General features: G+C 72.0%; 17 protein-coding genes and 1 pseudogene. 8 read left to right on the forward strand and 10 right to left on the reverse strand.

All coding sequences use genetic code 11. The features are described from left to right. A pseudogene (locus tag ACWC2B_RS29640) lies at positions 1 to 314 on the reverse strand (DUF4157 domain-containing protein); the annotation flags it as partial. Between the two features lie 338 nt (positions 315 to 652). Between ACWC2B_RS29640 and ACWC2B_RS29645 the strand changes: the two are divergent. After that, entirely contained in the window at positions 653 to 1210 is a 558-nt protein-coding gene (locus ACWC2B_RS29645) for a GNAT family N-acetyltransferase (RefSeq protein WP_450721913.1), read from the forward strand. 68 nt (positions 1211 to 1278) lie between these two features. Here the strand turns inward: ACWC2B_RS29645 and ACWC2B_RS29650 are convergent, their stop codons facing one another. Both ACWC2B_RS29650 and ACWC2B_RS29655 read right to left on the reverse strand, forming a co-directional pair. After that, positions 1279 to 1929, reverse strand: a complete 651-nt coding sequence (locus ACWC2B_RS29650; protein WP_450721915.1) for a pyridoxine/pyridoxamine 5'-phosphate oxidase — start codon at positions 1927 to 1929, stop codon at positions 1279 to 1281. A 131-nt stretch (positions 1930 to 2060) separates the two neighbouring features. Next, positions 2061 to 3242 (reverse strand): thiolase C-terminal domain-containing protein, encoded by a 1182-nt coding sequence (locus tag ACWC2B_RS29655; RefSeq protein ID WP_450721917.1) that lies wholly within the window; start codon positions 3240 to 3242, stop codon positions 2061 to 2063. A 569-nt stretch (positions 3243 to 3811) separates the two neighbouring features. On the opposite strand from ACWC2B_RS29655, the gene ACWC2B_RS29660 reads away from it, so the two are divergent. Further along, positions 3812 to 5005: an acyl-CoA dehydrogenase family protein gene (locus tag ACWC2B_RS29660; protein WP_450721919.1), complete on the forward strand. Its 1194-nt coding sequence runs from the start codon at positions 3812 to 3814 to the stop codon at positions 5003 to 5005. A gap of 38 nt (positions 5006 to 5043) precedes the next feature. Continuing rightward, entirely contained in the window at positions 5044 to 5502 is a 459-nt protein-coding gene (locus ACWC2B_RS29665) for a nitroreductase/quinone reductase family protein (protein WP_450722052.1), read from the forward strand. A 107-nt stretch (positions 5503 to 5609) separates the two neighbouring features. Here ACWC2B_RS29665 and ACWC2B_RS29670 read toward each other — a convergent pair whose 3' ends face one another. Then, entirely contained in the window at positions 5610 to 6257 is a 648-nt protein-coding gene (locus ACWC2B_RS29670; protein ID WP_450721921.1) for a TetR family transcriptional regulator, read from the reverse strand. Positions 6258 to 6739: 482 nt separating this feature from the next. Here ACWC2B_RS29670 and ACWC2B_RS29675 point away from each other — a divergent pair, with 482 nt between their 5' ends. The 3 genes from ACWC2B_RS29675 to ACWC2B_RS29685 all read left to right on the forward strand — a co-directional run bounded on the left by ACWC2B_RS29675 (position 6740) and on the right by ACWC2B_RS29685 (position 11123). Then, positions 6740 to 7579, forward strand: coding sequence for a VOC family protein (locus ACWC2B_RS29675; RefSeq protein WP_450721923.1), 840 nt, complete (start codon positions 6740 to 6742; stop codon positions 7577 to 7579). A gap of 189 nt (positions 7580 to 7768) precedes the next feature. Beyond that, on the forward strand, positions 7769 to 10120 hold the full coding sequence (locus tag ACWC2B_RS29680) for an outer membrane protein assembly factor BamB family protein (RefSeq protein ID WP_450721925.1): 2352 nt from the start codon (positions 7769 to 7771) through the stop codon (positions 10118 to 10120). A gap of 208 nt (positions 10121 to 10328) precedes the next feature. Further along, on the forward strand, positions 10329 to 11123 hold the full coding sequence (locus tag ACWC2B_RS29685; RefSeq protein ID WP_450721927.1) for a putative protein N(5)-glutamine methyltransferase: 795 nt from the start codon (positions 10329 to 10331) through the stop codon (positions 11121 to 11123). A gap of 13 nt (positions 11124 to 11136) precedes the next feature. Here the strand turns inward: ACWC2B_RS29685 and ACWC2B_RS29690 are convergent, their stop codons facing one another. Beyond that, positions 11137 to 11745, reverse strand: a complete 609-nt coding sequence (locus ACWC2B_RS29690; protein ID WP_450721929.1) for a hypothetical protein — start codon at positions 11743 to 11745, stop codon at positions 11137 to 11139. A 245-nt stretch (positions 11746 to 11990) separates the two neighbouring features. Between ACWC2B_RS29690 and ACWC2B_RS29695 the strand changes: the two genes are divergently transcribed. Next, entirely contained in the window at positions 11991 to 12530 is a 540-nt protein-coding gene (locus ACWC2B_RS29695; RefSeq protein WP_450721931.1) for a hypothetical protein, read from the forward strand. A gap of 80 nt (positions 12531 to 12610) precedes the next feature. Here ACWC2B_RS29695 and ACWC2B_RS29700 read toward each other — a convergent pair whose 3' ends face one another. From ACWC2B_RS29700 to ACWC2B_RS29710, 3 genes are read right to left on the reverse strand one after another with little or no spacing between them, the layout of a single operon-like run. Continuing rightward, positions 12611 to 13384 (reverse strand): enoyl-CoA hydratase/isomerase family protein, encoded by a 774-nt coding sequence (locus tag ACWC2B_RS29700; protein WP_450721933.1) that lies wholly within the window; start codon positions 13382 to 13384, stop codon positions 12611 to 12613. Next, positions 13381 to 13812 (reverse strand): Zn-ribbon domain-containing OB-fold protein, encoded by a 432-nt coding sequence (locus ACWC2B_RS29705; RefSeq protein WP_450721935.1) that lies wholly within the window; start codon positions 13810 to 13812, stop codon positions 13381 to 13383. The genes ACWC2B_RS29700 and ACWC2B_RS29705 overlap by 4 nt, the downstream gene beginning before the upstream one ends. A gap of 3 nt (positions 13813 to 13815) precedes the next feature. Beyond that, complete coding sequence (locus tag ACWC2B_RS29710; protein ID WP_450721937.1) at positions 13816 to 14964, reverse strand: lipid-transfer protein; 1149 nt, start codon at positions 14962 to 14964, stop codon at positions 13816 to 13818. 119 nt (positions 14965 to 15083) lie between these two features. Here ACWC2B_RS29710 and ACWC2B_RS29715 point away from each other — a divergent pair, with 119 nt between their 5' ends. Then, the gene (locus ACWC2B_RS29715) at positions 15084 to 16679 is read left to right on the forward strand and encodes a FadD3 family acyl-CoA ligase (RefSeq protein ID WP_450722054.1); all 1596 of its coding nucleotides are present in this window, start codon (positions 15084 to 15086) and stop codon (positions 16677 to 16679) included. Between the two features lie 76 nt (positions 16680 to 16755). On the opposite strand, the gene ACWC2B_RS29720 is transcribed toward ACWC2B_RS29715, so the two are convergent. Beyond that, complete coding sequence (locus ACWC2B_RS29720) at positions 16756 to 17223, reverse strand: SRPBCC family protein (protein ID WP_450721939.1); 468 nt, start codon at positions 17221 to 17223, stop codon at positions 16756 to 16758. Positions 17224 to 18374: 1151 nt separating this feature from the next. Next, entirely contained in the window at positions 18375 to 18608 is a 234-nt protein-coding gene (locus tag ACWC2B_RS29725) for a hypothetical protein (protein WP_450721941.1), read from the reverse strand. Positions 18609 to 18751 lie beyond the last annotated feature (143 nt).

Below are 18751 nucleotides of genomic sequence, written 5' to 3' on the forward strand. Positions count from 1 at the left end.
GTCGCGCTGTCGAGCGGGCGGCCGCCGGACCGCAGCACGTCATGCACGGCGGACCGCTGCACCTGCGGCTCCTCGGCCTGCTGATGCCCGCAGCCGGCACCGTGCTGATGCCGTTCTTGTGCACCGGGGTGCCCGGCCGCGCGGAGCATCTGCACGACAGCCTCGTTGCCGACTCCGCTCTGAAGGGCCAGGAGCGTGGCCGATGGCGTCCCGGCGTCGCCGACGGGTCCGGTGGCCGAGGGGGTACGGCGCGGTGCGCGGCCGTTCAGCTCCCCGGACGCCGCCGGTTGTCGGGCGTTGCCTTCAGCGCGCATGGATCCTCTTCCGCAGGTTCGGCAGGTTCGGCAGGTTCGGCAAGCTCGGCAGGTTCAGCAAGGTCGGCAGGTTCGGCGAGTTCAGCTAGTTCGGCAGGCTCACGGGTTCCGCAGGGTCCACGGGTTCCGCAGGTTCAGCGGTTCCGCGGGTTCGGTAGGGCGGAGGAAAACACAACTCCCCTCCTTCCTACCGGGGTCGGGTCTGCCACGACAGGGGCGGGAGGGCTGGGTGGGAGGGCAGCGTCACGGGTCCGATCGAGACCGCGTGCGTGCCCGCGTGGACACGTGGTCGCCGTAATTCCCGGCCTCCCAGTGATGTGCGGAGGTTGAATGGCGCCATGGATCTCCAACTCATACCCGCCGACCTGCGCGGTCACGGCCTGCGCCTGCGCACCTGGCGCGACGACGATGTCCAGACCCTGCTGCGCGGTGTGACCGACCCCGAGTATCTGCGCTGGAACACGCACAACGCCCCCGTCGAGGACGAGGCGGCAGCGGCCGAACTGCTGCGGCTGCGGGCGTTGGGGTGGGCGCGGAGCGAGTTCGCCACGTACTGCGTCACGGACGAGGCCAGCGGGGCAGTGCTCGGGCACGTAGGGCTCAACTCGGTTGACTGGCCGTTGCGTTGCGGCCGGGTGGGCTACTGGACGCTCCCCGAAGCGAGGGGCCGCGGCGTGGCGGGCCATGCTCTGGACCTGCTCACGCGCTGGGCCTTCGAGCAGGTCGGCCTGCACCGCATCGAGCTGGGGCACGCGGTGGGGCACGAGGCGTCGTGCCGGGTGGCGGAGCGGGGCGGGTATGCGGCGGAGGGGACGCTGCGGGGGGCCATGTTCGAGGCCCAGCGCCGGGATGCGTTCCGTGACCTGCATCTTCATGCGCGGCTTGCGACGGACTAGTCGCTCCCGCGGTTCCCCGGCCAAAGCCCCCTCACCCCCGATTGACGGTCGTCCCTGGTCGTGTGTCCCTACGGCCAGAGGAGTTCGCTGGTCCAGGCGGAAGCCTCGCGGCGGTACCGCAGCCGTACGTGCCGGCGCTGGGCGTCGCCCTGGAAGAACTCGACCTCGGTCGGCTTCAGTACGTACCTGGTCCAGGTGGGGACGGGAGTGCGGGGATCCGCGTGCGCCCGCTCCCACGCCGAGGCGGAGACAGCCTCCAACTCCCGCCAATCATCGAGGACTTCGCTCATCCTGCCGACCAGGGCCGCCGCGAGCGCCCCGGTCGAGCGGGCGTGCAGATCGGCCTGCGAGGCGGCCTGACCGGCCGGGGTGACGGCGCCGCGCACCCGGACCTGGCGGCCCACCGCGGGCCAGTAGAAGCCGAGCGCGGCGACGGGGCGGGCGGCCAGCTGGCGCCCCTTGGCGCTGGTGGAGTGCGAGGCGAAGTGCCAGCCGTCGGCGTCGGCGTCGTGCAGCATGAGGGTGCGGATGTCGGGCCGCCCCTCCTCGTCGACCGTGGCGAGCGACATGGTGTGCGGCTCGGCCTGCCCCGCCCCGGCGGCGTGCATCAGCCACTCCTGGAAGAGGGGGAGAGGGGCGGCGGGCGCGGTGTCGGGGTCGAAGCGGGGAAGGTCTACGTCCCAGACGCGGAGGGTGTGCAGAAACTCGTGGAATTCCATGCGGGCCATTCTCCGGCCGCCGGGCCCGCCGGCCCCGGAACCTCCCGGCCCACCCGTGCCGCTCAACGGCTCGCCGACCCCGCGGCCGCCTTGCGTGCCCGCGCCCGCCCGCGCGGCGGAGCCGCAGTCGCTCAGCCCCGCCCCAGTACAACCGTCCCCGACGAGCAGAACCACCCCCCCGTCCCCGACACCACCCCCACCTCCGGCAACCTCCCCCCGCTCTTCCACACCTGCCCCGCACCCCCCTCCCCCCGCAACTGCCGCACCGCCTCCACCAGGAGAAACAACCCCCGCATTCCCGGATGGCACGCGGACAGCCCACCCCCGTCCGTGTTCACCGGCAGCTCGCCGTCCCGCAGCAGCCGCCCCTTCGACACGAACGCCCCGCCCTCCCCCTTCGCGCAGAACCCGAGGTCCTCCAGCGTCACCAACGTCATGTACGTGAACGCGTCGTAGATCTCGGCCACGTCCACGTCCGCCGGGCGCACCCCCGCCCGTTCGAAGGCGAGCCGGCCCGAGGTCGCCGCCGGGGACACCGTGAAGTCCTCCCACTCCGACATCGTCGTATGCGAGACCGACATGCCCGAACCAAGCACCCACACCGGCGACTTGGCCGCGTCCGGTACGTACTCCTCCGCCGCGAGCAGCACCGCGCAGCCGCCGTCGGAGCGGATGCAGCAGTGCAGCTTGGTGAACGGGTCCGCGATCATCGGGCCGGACAACACGTCGTCCACCGTGATCGGGTCGCGGAACATCGCGTCCGGGTTGGTGGCCGCGTTCGCCCGCGCCTGCACGGCGACCTCGGCCAACTGCTCGACGGTGGTGCCGAATTGATGCATGTGGCGGCGCGCGGCCATCGCGTACTTGGAGATCAGCGTGTGGCCGTACGGGACCTCGAACTGGAGCGGGCCCCGGGCGCCGAAGGAGAGGTTCGAGGTGCGGCGGCCCGCCTTGATGTCGGCGCGCGCGGTCGAGCCGTACACCAGGAGTACGGCGTTGGCGTGCCCGGCGGCGATCGCGTCCGCGGCGTGCGCGGCCATGACTTCCCAGGTGGCACCCCCGACGGCCGTCGAGTCGACCCAGGTGGGGCGGAGCCCCAGGTATTCGGCGACCTCCACCGGCGCGAGCGTGCCGATCCCGGCCGAGCCGAACCCGTCGACGACCGAGCGGTCGAGCCCCGAGTCGGCGAGGGCGCGCCGGGCGGCCTGGGCGTGCAGGGCGTAGGGGGTGACGTCGTCCACGCGGCCGGTGTCGGAGAGTGCGACGCCTACGACGGCGACCTTGCGGTGCTGGGTGGTTGAGGGCGAAGACATGAATCTGACGGTACATCAGATTCGGGCCTCCGGGCCGTAGTTCGGCTTGCGTCCGGCCGCCCCGCCGGGGAGGCCCCCACCCCGCCCCTTCCCTAGACCCGCCGGGGGTTGTCGTTCGGCCGCGGCCCGGTGGCCGATCCTGGGGCTCCGCCCCAGACCCCGTTCGCGCCTTAAGGGCGCTCGTCCTCAATCGCCGGACAGGCTGAGGATGTTGACCTGAGCCAGCACGATCCCGCTAGGGGCGCGGGGCTGTGACATTTGCGGCTCCGCCGCGCGGGCACGACCAGCCACCCACGGCCTGAGGGTGAGAGCGGGTTTGGGGATGCGGGGGAACCCCGACTTTAGGGATGCAGGGAACCGCGACCCGTTCGCCCCCCGGGGCCCGGGCCGCCCTTGGGCAGCCGGCACCCTCACGTCAAGCGGCCGACCCGCGGCAGGGTCGATCCACGGCCCCGCCCCGCGGCAAGGCCCCAATCCCCCCGCCCCCACCCCTGTGCATCTCCACCCCCCGCCCCTAACATGACGGCCCGTCAGATCAGAGGCCTCGCCTCTGGGGGAGGAGCTCGACGATGGACGCCGCCTTCACCGCGGAGCAGGACGAGATCCGCCGTACCCTGCACGAACTGCTCGCCAAGCACTGCGGCCCACAGGACGTGAAGAGCGCCGCGCGCACCCCGGTCGGTCACGACGCCGCGCTCTGGGGGCGGCTCGCCGGCGAGCTCGGGCTTCCGGGGCTCGCGCTGCCCGAGGAGTACGGGGGTGCCGGCTGCACCACCACCGAACTCGCCCTCGCCTGCGAGGAGACCGGCCGCGCCCTGCTGCCGTCCCCGCTCCTCGCCACCGCCGTACTCGCCGCCCCACTCATCGCGGCCCTCGGCACCGACGCGCAGAAATCCGCCCTGCTCCCGCTCATCGCCCGGGGCGAGCGGACTGCCACCCTCGCCGTGCCCGGCATCAGCCTCGCCCTCGCGCTCGGGCTCACCGGCGCGAACGCGGACGGCGAGTGGGCCGGGGGCGGCCGGGCCGGCGGCGTCCAGGCCAAGGGCATGCCGGACGGCACCTGGCGTCTCTACGGCGAGGCCGCCCAGGTGCTCGACGGGCACAGCGCGCACCTGCTGCTCGTCCCCGCGCACACCGGCGGCTTCGCCCGCAGCCGCACCCTCCTCTTCCTGGTACGCGGCGAAGCGGACGGGCTGCGGCGCACCCGGCAGACCACCCTGGACGAGACGCGCACGCAAGCCCGCGTGCAACTCCGGGATGTGGAAGGGGAGTTGCTGGGGCTCGACGACTCCCTCGATCCCGATGTTCATCAGGCCCTCGCCGCCACCGGGCGTACCGCCGCCGCCTGTCTCGCCGCCGAGGCCGTCGGGGCCGCCGCCGAGGCGCTGGAGCGGACCGTCGCGTACGTCAAGGAGCGCGAGCAGTTCGGGCGGGCCATCGGGTCGTTCCAGGCGGTCAAGCACCGGCTCGCCGACCTGTACGTCCAGGTGCAGGCGGCCAGATCGGCGGCGTACTACGCGGCCTGGGATCCCGGCGCGGGCGCCCTCGCGCTCGCCCAGGGCCTGGACGCGCTGCGCTCCGCCGCCTCGGAGGCGGTTCAGCTGCACGGCGGCATCGGCTTCACCTGGGAGCACGAGGCGCATCTGTACTTCAAGCGGGCCGCCGCCGACGAGCTGCTCTTCGGGCCCGTGCACCGCCTGCGTGGCCACGCCGCCGACCAGGCCGGACTGTTCGGCCCCGCCCCGGCGGAGGCGACGGCGTGAGCCCCGCCCCCACCAGAACCGCACCCGGGGTGCGGCTCATGCAGAAGGTCTCCTCGACCCGTACGTTCGCGAGGATCGCCCCGCACTTCATCCCCGCGATGGACCGCGCCGTACACCGCCTGACCCGCGGCAGGGTCATCCTCAGCGCGCAGATGCTGCCCGGCGTCGTACTGACCGCACGCGGTGCCAAGTCCGGGCTTGCGCGCACCACTCCGCTGGCCTGCATGCCGGAGGAGGACACCGGCACCTGGGTGCTGATCGGGTCCAATTTCGGGCGTCCCGGCCATCCCGCTTGGACCGGGAACCTGCTCGCCCACCCGGACGCGGAGATCAGCTGGAAGGGCCGGGGCATCGCGGTGCGGGCCCGGCTGCTGGAGGGTGAGGAGCGGGCCGCGGTCTGGGCGGCGGCCCTCAAGTTCTGGCCGCCGTACGCCACTTACCAGGCCAGGATCGAGCGCGAGATCCGGCTCTTCCGCCTGGAGCGACGCGACGCCTGAGACGGGATTCCGATACGGGAACGCCGACGGCGGTCGCCCCGGGAAGGGGGTGAACCGCCGTCGGCGCGACAGGACTTGGGCTCGGATATCGGCCGACGTGCTTCCTGCTACTTCGTCGGCTTCTTGCCCGTGATGCCCAGGTGGACCAACAGGGCCAGATTGGGCTTGAGTTCGGCCTGCTTGACGCCCCAGGTCTGGAAGCCCTTCTGGTGCGAGGCCACCGACGCCAGCATCGCGACGAGCGAGCCCGCCATCGCCGCGGGACTCACGTCCTTGTCGACCTTGCCCTTGGACTGGAGCTCGGTGACCGCGTCCGTAAGGGAGTTGGTGACCGAGTTCAGGATCTTCATGCGGATCTTGTAGAAGCGTTTGTCGCCCTCGGCGGCGCCCAGGTCGACGACCCGCAGGATCGCGTCGTTCTTGCGCCAGAAGTCGAGGAAGCCCTCCACGAGCTCCTCCGCCGTCTGCCAGCCTGCCCGCCCCACCCAGGAGCGGCCCTCGACCAGAGCGGTCAACCCGGCGCCCTCCTTGGCCATTTCCTCCGCGACTTCCAGGACGGCGCCCTCGACGTCGGGGAAGTACTGGTAGAAGGTCGCGGGTGAAGTGCCCGCCTTCCGGGCCACGTCGATGACTTTTACGTCCCGGTACGGCGAGGAGCTGAGCATCTCACTGAGGCAGTCGAGCAGCTTCTGCCGTGTCGCCTGGCCGCGTCGGCCGGCCACGCGGCCGTCGACGGTGCGTACTTGTCCTGTCATGCCGTCAGCTTACCGAGGGGTGATCGGAGCGCGATTCGGCCGAGTGCAAATGGGGGCCCGGGGACGGTATGTACTGATGAGCACGGGGAATCGGTCGCCCCGGGTGACCGTGCGTCGACTGTCCATCGGGCATCCGGTGACCGCCCCTGGCCGTCCCCTGACCGTCCATGGGGCCGGTCGTCGAGTCTCGTCGTGTGCCGGGTCGTCCGCCCGCCGGTGTCCGGTGCCGCCTGCCGTCCGCCGTCGGCTTTCGGACACCGGCCTTCTCGACGCCTCCAGCCCGTCCGGCCACTCGAATGGTGTTATCAACACCCTGTGGACAACTTTGGTGGACAAGCCGTGCGGGACTTGGCCCACCGCCCCGCCGTGCACTGAAATCTGGCCATATGTTCGAATTGCGCGACCACATCGGACGTGATGGGTCGTTAATTTGACCCCGATACGGCCCCACGACAGGGGCACCTCAGGAAGGAATCAGGCGCATGGGCGGATATCCGGAAGGCGCGCCGTGCTGGGCCGACGCCTCGCTGTCCGATCTCGCGGCCGGCAAGCGGTTCTACGGGGAGCTCTTCGGATGGACCTTCGACGAGGACACCGAGGGGAGGTCCGAGGGAAGGGCCGAGGGGAGGATCGACCGGAAGGCTGACGGGAAGTACGGCGGCTACACCAACGCCTTCAAGGACGGAAAGCGCGTCGCGGCCCTGCGCCCCAAGCGGGACGGCCGCATGCCGACCTCTTGGACCGTCTACCTCGCCACCCCCGACGCCCATGCGCTCGCCGCCCGCATCCGCGAGGCCGGCGGCCAGGTGATCACCGACCCGCTGCCGGTTCCGCCGTACGGCACGATGGCCCTCGCCGCCGATCCGGGCGGCGCCGTCTTCGGCCTGTGGCAGGGTGAGCGGCACGCCGGCTTCGAGCTGACCCGCAAGCCGGGATCGTTCTGCTGGACCGAGGTGTACACCCGGGACAAGGACCAGGCCGACGCGTTCTACGAGTCCGTCTTCGGCTACGAGGGCGGCGACCCGGGCAGCCCCGACGAGATCGGCGCCGACTTCCGCACCTGGTCGCTGCCCGGCGCCGAACCCGGGCCCGACAACGCGATCGGCGGCCGCAGCCTGATGTCCGACGCCTTCCCCGAGGCCCTGCCCGACCACTTCCTCGTCTATTTCAGCGTCGAGGACTGCGACGCCGTCGCCGCCGCCTGCACCCGTCTGGGCGGCCGCGTCACCGCCGAACCGTTCGACATTCCGTACGGGCGGATGGCGGTCCTCAACGACAACCAGGGCGCCGCCTTCGCCGTTCTGCAGGGTTCGGGCACGTAGGAGCCCGTGGAGGAGCCTGCGTCCGAACCGCGCGCGGCCATGTCCGGGGTGTCCCGGATCGGGGGGAGACATCCCGGTCTCGACCCGGGTTGGCCACCGGCCACCTCCGACAGGGAGAATCGGGGTGCCGCGTGAGACGCTGCACGGGGCCGAATTCATGCACGGCCCGTACGGGGAGGTGGCAGGCAAGTGGAGCAGCTGACGCAGCACGACCCGAGGCGGATCGGCCCCTTCGAGGTGCTGGGACGGCTCGGTGCCGGCGGCATGGGGCTGGTCTATCTGGCGCGCTCGGCCTCCGGCCGCCGCGTGGCCATCAAAACGGTGCGCACCGAGCTCGCCGAGGACCAGCTCTTCCGGGTCCGCTTCACCCGCGAGGTGGAGGCGGCCCGCGCGGTCAGCGGCTTCTACACCGCCGCCGTCGTCGACGCCGACCCGCGCGCCCCCGTGCCGTGGCTGGCCACCGCCTACGTACCGGCGCCCTCCCTCGAAGAAATAGTGAATGAGTGCGGGCCGCTCCCGGCCCAGGCGGTGCGCTGGCTCGCGGCCGGCATCGCGGAGGCCCTGCAGTCCATCCACGGCGCGGGCCTGGTCCACCGCGACCTGAAGCCGTCGAACGTCCTGGTCGTCGAGGACGGGCCCCGAGTGATCGACTTCGGTATCGCGTCCGGGGTCTCCAACACCCGCCTGACCATGACGAACGTGGCGGTGGGCACCCCCGCCTACATGTCGCCCGAGCAGGCCAAGGACTCCCGCAGCGTCACCGGCGCCTCGGACGTCTTCTCGCTCGGCTCGACCCTCGTCTTCGCGGCGACCGGGCACGCGCCCTTCCACGGCGCGAACCCCGTCGAGACCGTGTTCATGCTGCTGCGCGAGGGCCCGGACATCACCGGCCTGCCGGATGAGCTGCGCCCGCTCATCGAGTCCTGCATGCAGATGGAGCACCCGAACCGGCCGTCCCCCGAGGACCTCCAGGCCCAGCTCGCGCCCCACCTCTTCGCCTCGGGCTCGGACGACAGCGGTACGGCGTCGGCCTGGCTGCCGCCGCGCTCCGTCGCCATGATCGAGCAGCGCAGGGGCGGCGGCCGCATGAAGGTCGCCAAGCCCGCCGACCCCTCGCCGAGCTCCGCCCCGCGCTCCAGCCGGTCCGGGCCGCAGGCGCCGCCCCGCCCGGCCGAGCCCCCGTACGCGCCTCGGCACGGCGGCTCCTCCGTGACCTACCCGCCCGTCCACGCCGACGATCCGGTGCGGCTGCCCGGCGCCAAGGTGCCGATCGGCCCCGGCCCGCGGGCCGCCGACGCCTCCCGCGTCGCCGTCGACGCCGGGCCCGCCACCGGCTGGGTGCGCAGGCCCGGCGCGAACGGCGCACAGGCCTCCCCCGTGCCGCCCCCGGCGCACCCGCCCGAGGCCCCCGGACGCTGGCGCCCCTGGCGTTTTCGCATGTCGAACGACGTGTGGGGCACGCCGGCCGTCGCGGGCGACCTGCTGTACGTGACGTCCTTCGAAGTGCACGCCCTTGACGTGGGCACCGGCCGCCGCCAGTTCAAGACGCGCGACGTCGCCTGGGCGATGGCCGTCGAGGCGGGCCGCATCCACGCCTCCGACGGGCCCACCCTGTACGCCCTGGACGCGGCCGACGGCGGCGAGCTGTGGCGCCTGCCGACGGACGCCTGGGTGTACTCCCTGAAGGCCGACCGCGGCACCGTCGTCACCGGCACCCGCGGCGGCGGCGTACAGGCCTGGGAGGCCGCGAACGGCGAGAAGCTGTGGGAGACGGCCGGCGCCCAGACCGACTTCGAGACCCCCGAGGCCGGGCCCGCCATCCACGACGGCACGGTCTACGTCTGGCAGGACGCCCGGCTGCGCGCCCTGGACGCGCGCACCGGCGTCGAGCGCTGGTCCTATCCCGTGGGCGACGCGGCCTCCTGCGGTGGCGTCCCGGTCCGGGTCGCGCCCGCGCAGGACGGCTACGTCTACGTCTCGGCGGGCACCCGCGTCCTGGCGATCGACATCGCCTCCGGGCACGTGCGCTGGCACTTCGAGGCCCCCGCGGTCTTCCTGTGCCCGCCGACGTTCGCGCCGGGCCCGGCCGTGGCGGGCGGCGGCGTGTACCTCGCCGACTACCTCGGCACCGTGTACGCCCTGGACGCCTCCACCGGCAAGGACCGCTGGCGCATCGCCACCGAGGCCCGCAACTCCGTCGAGCCGGTCCTGGTCGCCGACGGAAACATCCACGTGGGCAGCGGCAACGCTCTCTACACCCTGGACGCGGTCACCTCGACCCCCAAGTGGCGCTTCGCGGCGGGCGGCGAGGTCGTGGGCACGCCCGTCGTCGCCGACGGCCGCATCCACTTCGGCTCGGCCGACCACTGCCTGTACACCCTGGACGCGGCGGGCGGCCAACTCCGGTGGAAGCTGGCCACGGGCGGGGAGATCACCGGATCCCCTGTCGTGCGCAGCGGGGTCGTCTACGCGTGCAGCAAGGACAGGTGTGTGTACGCGCTTGACGCGGTGAAGGGGACTGCTACTTCTGGAGCCCGCTAGGCGCGGGGTGCCTGATCTTTTGCTGCGGACCGTGCGTGGCTGGTCGGTCCCCCAAGTTCTCGGCTTCTCCCCTCAAGGCCTCAAGGGCCAGGGGGACCCCCATGAACCATGAACAAGGGGGACCCCCATCGCGGCGGAGCCGCACAATGTCACAGTCCCGGGCCCCCGAGGGGGTTCCCTGTACCGCACCCGAAAGGGCTTGTGCCGTATGCCAGTTGAGGCGCTTTCCCCGTCCGTCGTCATCGATCGGCTTCGCGCCGCCGGGTGTGTGTTCGCCGAGGACGAGGCCGAGTTGATACTCGCCTCGGCCAAGGACTCCGCCGAGGTCGCCGCCATGGTGGAGCGCAGGGCGTCGGGGCTGCCGCTCGAACACGTCGTGGGGTGGGCCGAGTTCCACGGGCTCAGGGTGGCCGTGGACGCCGGGGTCTTCGTGCCGCGCCGCCGTACCGAATTCCTGGTCGAGCAGGCCCTTGCCGCGGCGGACACCTCGCGTCCGCTCGTCGTCGTGGACCTGTGCTGCGGGTCGGGTGCGCTCGGGGCCGCGCTCGCCTCGGCGCTGCCGGGGGCCGAGCTGCACGCCGCCGACATCGAGCCCGCCGCCGTGGCCTGCGCCCGCCGCAACGTGGCCGCGCTCGGCGGACGGGTCTACGAGGGCGACCTCTTCGCGCCGCTGCCACCCGGGTTGCGCGGCCGCATCGACATCCTGACCGCGAACGTTCCGTACGTCCCCTCCGGCGAGGTCGGCCTGCTGCCCCCGGAGGCCCGCGACCACGAGCCGCTGGTCGCCCTGGACGGCGGTTCGGACGGCCTCGACGTCATGCGCCGCGTCGCCCTGGCGGCCCCCGACTGGCTCGCCCCGGGCGGCACCCTGCTCGCGGAGACCAGCGAGCGGCAGGTGCCGGGCGCGCTGGCCGCGATGTCCGCCGGGGGCCTGAGGGCCCGGCTCGTCACCTCGGATGAGCTGTACGCGAACGTGGTGACCGGGGTGCGACCCGTCGACTGACCCCTCAAGGGCATCACGGGCGGGGCGGGCCTTCAGGGGGCCAGTGGGGAGGCTCAGGCCGGGGCTGCTCGTGCGAGGGCGGGGGCGGCTCAGCCGGGGGCTGCTCCTGCTGGGGCTCATACGGAGCCTCGTATGGCCGCTCATAAGGCGTGTCCGACGTGGGCGCCACCGAGGGCGCCACCGTGTGCGGCTCGGGCTCCGGCTCGGCGCCGCGGCGCCCCGACATCAGGCCCGCCGCGAGCAGCAGCACCAAGCCGCCGCCGAGCGCCATGGCTACGCCCTGCCCGAGCCCCTTGCCGGAGGAGTCGACGGTGAGGCTGCCCGCCGCCTGCCCCTGCCGCACCATCCACAGGACGGTGAAGCCGATGGTGATCAGCCCGGCGACCGCGACCAGGATGCGGGAGCGCAGCGCGAGGCCCACCAGCGTCACGAGCGCCGCGAAGGCGAAGGGGAGCAGGATCGAGCCGGCCACCTCCGCCTTGGTGGCGGAGATGCCCGAGAACAGGTCGTCGATGCGGTAGGTGCTGCCGTGACGGCCGTCGTACCAGGCACGGAAGGGGCTCCATACGGCGGCCGTCGCTCCGGCGAGAGCGAGGATCGAGCCGAGGACGTTGCGGACCATCGGCGGCCCTCCTTCTGGGCGGCTCTCGCTGCCGACGCTACGCCGGGCGCGCCCACCCCGCTACCCGGCGCGACCTCGCTCCGCTGGGACCGCCGGCCAGCGCGCCGCGCGATGATGGATCGCCGAACCCCGCGCCGGATGGCGACGCTCGATCACCCTCAGGGGTTGGTCAACCGCTGTTAAAGTGCCGTCCGGTCTTCTGAGGGGGTACGACGGTGTTCCGTCGAGGAGTGAAATGTGCGGCCATGGCGGTGGGGCTTGGGCTCGCGCTGACCGGGTTCTCCGGTCACGGCAGCCACGGCAAGAGCCACAGCTCCGGCGGCGGCTGCTCCAACTCCCACAAGAGCAACGGGAGTTCGGGCGGCAGCAGTAGCGCGAGCGACACAAGCAGCAGCGGCACGAGCAGTAGCAGCACCAGCAGCGGAGGCGGTAGCTACAACGGCAACCGCTACGGCTCCGGCTACGACAACACCACGGGCAGCACGACCGGTTCGTCGAGCAGGAGCTCGTCCGGCACCACGCCCAGCGCCACCGCGTCCGTCACGACCTGCGCCTCGGCCGCGACGCAGGGCGCGTCCACGGTGCGGGTGAGCACCGGCTCGGGCCGCGGCAGCCACGGCTACCAGGTCGTGGTCACCTTCTACGACTCCGCCGGCACCACCGTCGACCGGGCCACCACCTCGGTGACCCTGGGCCCCAACGCGAGCCGGACCCTCAAGATGGCGATGGGCAAGCCCGCCCTGGTCGCCCAGGTGAACCACTGCACCGTCCAGGCGACGGTTTAGCCCCGGGGCGCCGCCGGGTCACGGCCCGCGCGGTGAGGCTGCCACAGTGGCCCCCGCCCCACCACCCCCGGAAGCCCGGCTCACCGTATCCGGAACTCCTTGGACCGCCGCCCCGTGAACAGCTCCGCCTGTCGTTCCGGGGGCAGGTTGCCGAGGGCCACGAAGCCCGGGGCGCGGGCGTGGGCCTGGGTGAGGGTGGTTTCCTTCGCGGCCCACAGCGAGCGGACCGTGCCCTGGACGGCCTCGGTCGGAAACCCCGCGAGGGTTTCCGCGCACCGCAGCGCGGCGGTCAACTCCCCTCCTGGCGCGGTCAGTTCACTCACGAAGCCGATCTCGTACGCCCGGTGCGCGGACATCCGCTCGGCCGTCCCCATCAGTGCGAGCCGGGCCGCCTCGCCGTGCGGCATGCGCAGCGCCAGGTACATCGACTCGTACGCGCTGACCATCCCGTACGTCGTGTGCGGGTCGAAGAACGTCGCGTCCTCGGCGGCGATCACGAACTCCGACTCCCCGAGCAGGTAGAACGCCCCGCCGCAGGCCATCCCGCGTACGGCGGCGATCACCGGCTTCCACAGGTCGTTCGCCTTCGGGCCGATCGAGATCAGGGGATCGTCGGTGGAGTACGGCGACGAGGGCTGCGGTACCTCGGCCGAGCGGTCGATGCCGGTGCAGAAGGCCCGCTCCCCGGAGCCGGTCAGCACGACCGCCCGTACGGTGTCGTCGAATCTCAACTCCCGCCAAGCAAAGGAGAGTTGACTTGCCGTTTCCAGGTCCACGGCATTCAGGCGCTCGGGCCGGTTCAGGGTGACGACCGCGGCGCCGGTCTGCTTGTCGCGTTCCACCAGGATGCTCATGCGCGCTCCAGGAGCCAGCGCGGCACCGTCATCCCGTCGACCTCGGTGAACGCGACCTGCACGCGTGCGCCGATCCGCAGGCGGGCCGGATCGACCGAGTCGAGCGTGGCGTCCGGCTCGGCGACCACGTTGCCGACGAGCCGGATCAGCGGATCCTCGACGAGCTCGACGATCACCGCGTTGTACGGGGCCTGCGCCGCGTAGTCGGGGAGCAGCGGGGGGTGCGGGAAGACGTACGACCAGATGCGGCCCCGGCCCGACACCCGGCACCACGCGCTGTCGAAGGACTGGCAGTGCGGGCAGCACGGCCGGGGCGGGAAGCGGAGCCGGCCGCAGTCGGGGGCGGCGCAGGCCTGGACGCGGAGTTCGCCCCGGGCCGCGTACTCCCAGAAGGGGGCGCCGTCGTCGTCCACAACAGGGGAAAGCATCTCTCAACTCCTCAGCAGGATGGCGGAGGTGGGGACTCCCTCGCCCGCGGTGACCAGGCAGGTGGCGGCGTCCGGGACCTGGGCGGTGCTGACGCCGCGCAGTTGTTTCACGCCCTCGTTGATGAGGTTGAACCCGTGGACGTACGCCTCGCTGAGGCCGCCGCCCCCGGTGTTGATGGGCAGCCGCCCGCCGATCTCCAGGGCGCCGCCCTCGGTGAAGGCGGCTCCTTCGCCGCGCCCGCAGAAGCCGTAGCCCTCCAGGGAGAGCGGGATGAGCGGGGTGAACGCGTCGTAGATCTGCGCCACGTCGACGTCGTCGGGGCCGAAGTCGGCCTGTTTCCACAGGTGCCGGGCGGCGGTCCAGGCGGGGCCGGTCAGCGGGTCGTCGTTCCAGTAGTTGACCATGCCGTGGTGCTGGGCGGGCAGGCCCTGGGCGGCGGAGTGCACGTACACGGGCTTGTGCCGGCAGTCGCGGGCCCGCTCGGCGGAGACGATGACGCACGCCAACGCACCGTCTGTTTCAAGGCAGTTGTCGAAGAGGCAGAGGGGTTCGCTGATCCAGCGGGAGGTCATGTACATCTCCCGGGTGAGCGGGCGCTCGTACATGATCGCGGCCGGGTTCTGGTTGGCGCGGTTGCGGCAGGCGAGGGCGACGTTGAAGAGGTGGTCGCGGGTGGCCCCGTGCTCGTGGAGGTAGCGGCGAGCCAGCATGCCGATCTCGTCGGCGGGCCGAAGCAGCCCGAACGGGCGCGTCCACTGCGCCGGGGTCGGAAGCTGAACTGCCGTGTTCTTCCACGGCCTTGGCCCGCTGCCCCGCTTCCGGGACCGCCAGGCAACCCCGACACTCGCCTGTCCGGTGGCGATCGCGGCGGCGAGGTGGCCGACGGTCGCGCAGGAACCGCCGCCGCCGTATCCGATCTTGCTGAAGAAGGTCACGTCGCCCGCGCCGATGGACTTGGCGACCTCGACCTCGTCCGTCTCCTCCATCGTGTACGAGGCGAACGCGTCCACCTCGGCGGGGCTGATGCCCGCGTCGTCGAGCGCGGCGACGATCGCTCGGCACGCCAACTCCTTCTCGGACTCGGGCAGTTGCTTGGCAAAGCGCGTCTGCCCGATCCCGACTATGGCTGTCGCGTCCTTCAGGGTGGCCATGGCCCCACCTCCACGAGCGTCACCAGTACTGACAGCGGAGGAGGCTACAGCTAATCTGACGGTTAGTCAGCTACCGGGGATGGGAGGGGCTTTCGATGGGGCTTTCGGTGCAGGGGGCGATGCGCGGGGACCTGGAGTGGGGCACGATCGCGAAGCTGGTACGCGGCGCCGCCTCGCGGTACGGCGAGCGCGAGGCCGTCGTCGAGGGCCGGAGCCGCATCTCGTACGCGGAACTCGGCGACCGGGTCGAGCGGGCGGCGGCCGCCTGCATGGCGGCCGGCGTCGAGCCCGGCGACCGGGTCGCGGTCTGGGCGCCCAACACCTCGGACTGGGTCGTCTCGGCCCTCGGCGCGGTGACGGCGGGCGCGGTGCTCGTGCCGCTGAACACGCGGTTCAAGGGCGCGGAGGCGGCGTACGTCCTGGAAAGCAGCCGCGCGAAGATCCTGTTCGTGACGGGCACGTTCCTGGGCACGTCGTACGTGGCCTCGCTGCGCCGCGCGACGGCCGAGGGACCCGGCCCCGGCCCGCTGCCCTCGCTCCCGCACCTGGAACAGGTGGTGGTCCTCTCGGACGACGCCCCCGACAACTTCCGTACGTGGAAGGACTTCCTGGCGGGCGGGGAGGGGATCTCGGGGAGGGAGGTGGTGGCGCGAGCGGACGCCATCGAGCCGGAAGCGGCCTCGGACATCATCTACACCTCAGGCACCACCGGGCGCCCCAAGGGAGCGGTGATCACCCACGCCCAGACCCTGCGCGGCTATGCGATCTGGTCGGAGCTGGCGGGGCTGCGCGAGGGCGACCGGTACCTGATCGTGAACCCGTTCTTCCACACCTTCGGCTACAAGGCGGGCATCATCGCTTGCCTGATGCGGGGCGCGACGATGGTGCCGCAGCCGGTGTTCAACATCGACACCGCGCTCGCGAACATCGCTGCCGAACGCATCTCGGTCCTGCCCGGCCCGCCCACCCTGCACCAGTCCCTCCTGGACCACCCGGCCCGCGACCAGCACGACCTGAGCGCGCTCAGGCTGGTGGTGACCGGCGCGGCGGTGGTCCCGCTCCGCCTGGTCGAACGGCTGCGGAGCGAGCTGGGCGTGGGCACCGTCCTCACCGCGTACGGCCTGTCCGAGGCGAGCGGCATCGTCACGATGTGCCGCCGCGGCGACCCGGCGGAGGTCATCGCCTCGACGTCGGGCCGCGCGATACCCGGCACGGAGATACGGGTTCTGGCCGATCCGGGCGAGCCGGGCGAGGTCCTGGTACGCGGCTTCAACGTGATGCGGGGCTACTACGAGGACGAGCCGGAGACAGCGAAGGCGATCGACGAGGACGGCTGGCTGCACACGGGAGATGTCGGCGTCCTTGACGACGCGGGCAACCTCCGCATCACCGACCGGATCAAGGACATGTTCATCGTCGGCGGCTTCAACGCCTACCCGGCGGAGATCGAGCAACTGCTCGGCCTGCACCCGGAGGTCGCCGATGTGGCGGTGATCGGCATCCCGGACACGCGCCTGGGCGAAGTGGGCAAGGCGTACGTGGTCCGCCGCCCCGACTCACCTCTGACGGCGGACGACCTGATCGCGTGGTCGCGCCGCGAGATGGCGAATTACAAGGTGCCGAGGGAGGTGGAGTTCGTGGGGGAGCTCCCGCGGAATGCGAGCGGGAAGGTGGTCAAGGGGGAGCTGCGCTCCCGCACCCTGCTCAGGCCTTGACCCCGCGGACGAAGGCTGCCCAGGCGGGGGGCGGGAGAGCGGGCGGGACCCTCTGCGCGCTCGGCGACCGCAACTGCTACCGGCCACGCCCAGGACCGCCGGCCGGGTGGCCCGTGAGGGCCCTGGCGGCCGTGGTCAGGATGTTGGCGAAGACGTGGGTGACGAGGGGCTTGGCGAGGCGGGTGAGGGTGGCGCCGAAGGGGACGCGGACTTCGAACCTCGTGGTCCAGACGACCTCCGTGCCGCCGTCGACCTCCGTGAAGGTCATGCGCCCGAACTCGTGCCGGGACGCCGGGATGCTGCGCTCGACGGTGTAGTCGAAGCTGTGCGGCGCATCGTAGGCGGTGATCCGCTCGCGGAAGTAGCCGATGGTCCACGTGTGCAGCCGGACCGCGCCCACTCCGTACGGCGCCCCCGCGCCCGGCCGGGCCAGGCGGGCCTTGAGGACGTAAGGGGAGCGGGTGTAGTTGGTGCTCGTGGCGCACCAGGCGAACACGTCGGCGATCGGTGCTGCGATGACGCGTCGCACGGTCAAGGTCTCCATGGTTCGTCCCTTCTCCTGGTCGCGGTGGTGCTGGTGGCGGCGGTGCGGTGACCGCGCTCGACAGGTGGACGGGGGAGAGGGCCGAGCTGTGACGCCCCTGGCGAGTGGCGCGCGCCACACGTGGCTGGTTCACTGCTCAGTCCACTCTGGATCGCATCGTGAGGCGGCCATGGAAGCAGCCCGTCAGTACAGAACGGCGACAACACCTGCTTCGCGGCGCTCGCGCACTCTGACGGCTCGTCTCGGCTCCTCGGGCAGCGCCATCTGGCAGTTGATCAGGGCTTGTTAGCCTGTCCTGACGGCTATGTGGTGTCGAACCAGCACGCGCGTTTCTGGGGAACCTCCAGGACTTCCTGCGCATCGTCCGGTCGGAATCCGCGGGAGGGGCACAGTAATGGGACGTCTCAGGGACGGCTGGGGTCGATACCGGGACCGCGTTATGGGCACCAAGTACCCCGACAGCGGTGTCACTTCGCTTTCCGCGCAGGAGGTCCGGGCCGCGTTGCTCGCGCTCAACGGGACCGGTGTGCCGTTCCGGGTGCGTCACGCCGTCGTCGGGGAGAAAGCCCATCTGGTGGCGGAGTGGAAGATCGTGGCGTCCGGGACGGGGGAATACACCAGCGGAGGGCCGGTGGAGCGGACCATGAAGGCCCGGATGCATCTGTCCGCCGCCAAACGCGAGGTGCATGTCCTCGACGAGGTGCGGGAGGTGAGCCTGGTGGGGGACCCGCCCCGGCCGTCTCGTCTGACACGCCAGTCGAGCCGCGGACCGTATGTCGCGCGGCAGTGGTCGTACGAGAAGGGCCCGGACGGCAGTCGGCACAAGGTGGTGCTGTTCGACTCGCGGGACATGCGCGATCCCCTGCGGAACACAGTCCTGAAAGCGGGCTGGACATGGCGGGGAGTGCTGCGCCTCTTACCAGCCGCCTCTGACCAGCCGTGGGGCAACCGGCAGGGTGGCGCGGCATCGGGACGAACGGGCCGCAGTACGGCAGGCACGAATGCGGCGCGGGGCCATCCCCGCGCTCTCGGTGGTGGCGCGGGGCCACGCCCGAAGCCGACCCCCAAGTGCCCCCCAAGCCCCCCGAACACACCTCGGCCGCGGCGGCTCCCCTCCCCGCGCCGCCGCGGCCGTCCCCCGCTCAGGTGGGCTACTGGGCCTTCGGCTTGAAGGGCTCAGAGGTGGCGTGCTGGTCGAGCGTGGTGATCGCCGGCTCGTCCGTGGCGTGCTGGTCGAGGGCGACCGGGGTGCCGGTGGCGTGCTGGTCAAGGGTGGTGACCGGGGTGCCGGTGGCGTGCTGGTCGAGCGTGGTGATGGCGGGCTCGTCCGTGGCGTGCTGGTCCTGCGGCGTGACGAGCGGCTCGTTCTTCTTCACGTCGCTCATGGTTCTCATCTCCCGTTGGTAAAGCTGCCTGATGGACGGCGAAACCGTCCGGCCACTCCCCCGAGGGTGGCCGGACGGACTTGCCAGGGCCGACAGATTAATGTCCGGCCTTCCTGTCGGCTCTCGCGCCCCCCGACGCCCGG

Source organism: Streptomyces sp. NPDC001415 (assembly GCF_053597395.1).

What these genes read in the sequence shown, in the direction of transcription:
- ACWC2B_RS29645 (WP_450721913.1), top strand. Translation starts at nt 653, where the DNA reads ATGGATCTCCAACTCATACCCGCCGACCTGCGCGGTCACGGCCTGCGC.
- ACWC2B_RS29650 (WP_450721915.1), bottom strand. Translation starts at nt 1,929, where the DNA reads ATGGAATTCCACGAGTTTCTGCACACCCTCCGCGTCTGGGACGTAGAC.
- ACWC2B_RS29655 (WP_450721917.1), bottom strand. Translation starts at nt 3,242, where the DNA reads ATGTCTTCGCCCTCAACCACCCAGCACCGCAAGGTCGCCGTCGTAGGC.
- ACWC2B_RS29660 (WP_450721919.1), top strand. Translation starts at nt 3,812, where the DNA reads ATGGACGCCGCCTTCACCGCGGAGCAGGACGAGATCCGCCGTACCCTG.
- ACWC2B_RS29665 (WP_450722052.1), top strand. Translation starts at nt 5,044, where the DNA reads ATGCAGAAGGTCTCCTCGACCCGTACGTTCGCGAGGATCGCCCCGCAC.
- ACWC2B_RS29670 (WP_450721921.1), bottom strand. Translation starts at nt 6,257, where the DNA reads ATGACAGGACAAGTACGCACCGTCGACGGCCGCGTGGCCGGCCGACGC.
- ACWC2B_RS29675 (WP_450721923.1), top strand. Translation starts at nt 6,740, where the DNA reads ATGGGCGGATATCCGGAAGGCGCGCCGTGCTGGGCCGACGCCTCGCTG.
- ACWC2B_RS29685 (WP_450721927.1), top strand. Translation starts at nt 10,329, where the DNA reads ATGCCAGTTGAGGCGCTTTCCCCGTCCGTCGTCATCGATCGGCTTCGC.
- ACWC2B_RS29690 (WP_450721929.1), bottom strand. Translation starts at nt 11,745, where the DNA reads ATGGTCCGCAACGTCCTCGGCTCGATCCTCGCTCTCGCCGGAGCGACG.
- ACWC2B_RS29695 (WP_450721931.1), top strand. Translation starts at nt 11,991, where the DNA reads ATGGCGGTGGGGCTTGGGCTCGCGCTGACCGGGTTCTCCGGTCACGGC.
- ACWC2B_RS29700 (WP_450721933.1), bottom strand. Translation starts at nt 13,384, where the DNA reads ATGAGCATCCTGGTGGAACGCGACAAGCAGACCGGCGCCGCGGTCGTC.
- ACWC2B_RS29705 (WP_450721935.1), bottom strand. Translation starts at nt 13,812, where the DNA reads ATGCTTTCCCCTGTTGTGGACGACGACGGCGCCCCCTTCTGGGAGTAC.
- ACWC2B_RS29710 (WP_450721937.1), bottom strand. Translation starts at nt 14,964, where the DNA reads ATGGCCACCCTGAAGGACGCGACAGCCATAGTCGGGATCGGGCAGACG.
- ACWC2B_RS29715 (WP_450722054.1), top strand. Translation starts at nt 15,084, where the DNA reads ATGCGCGGGGACCTGGAGTGGGGCACGATCGCGAAGCTGGTACGCGGC.
- ACWC2B_RS29720 (WP_450721939.1), bottom strand. Translation starts at nt 17,223, where the DNA reads ATGGAGACCTTGACCGTGCGACGCGTCATCGCAGCACCGATCGCCGAC.
- ACWC2B_RS29725 (WP_450721941.1), bottom strand. Translation starts at nt 18,608, where the DNA reads ATGAGCGACGTGAAGAAGAACGAGCCGCTCGTCACGCCGCAGGACCAG.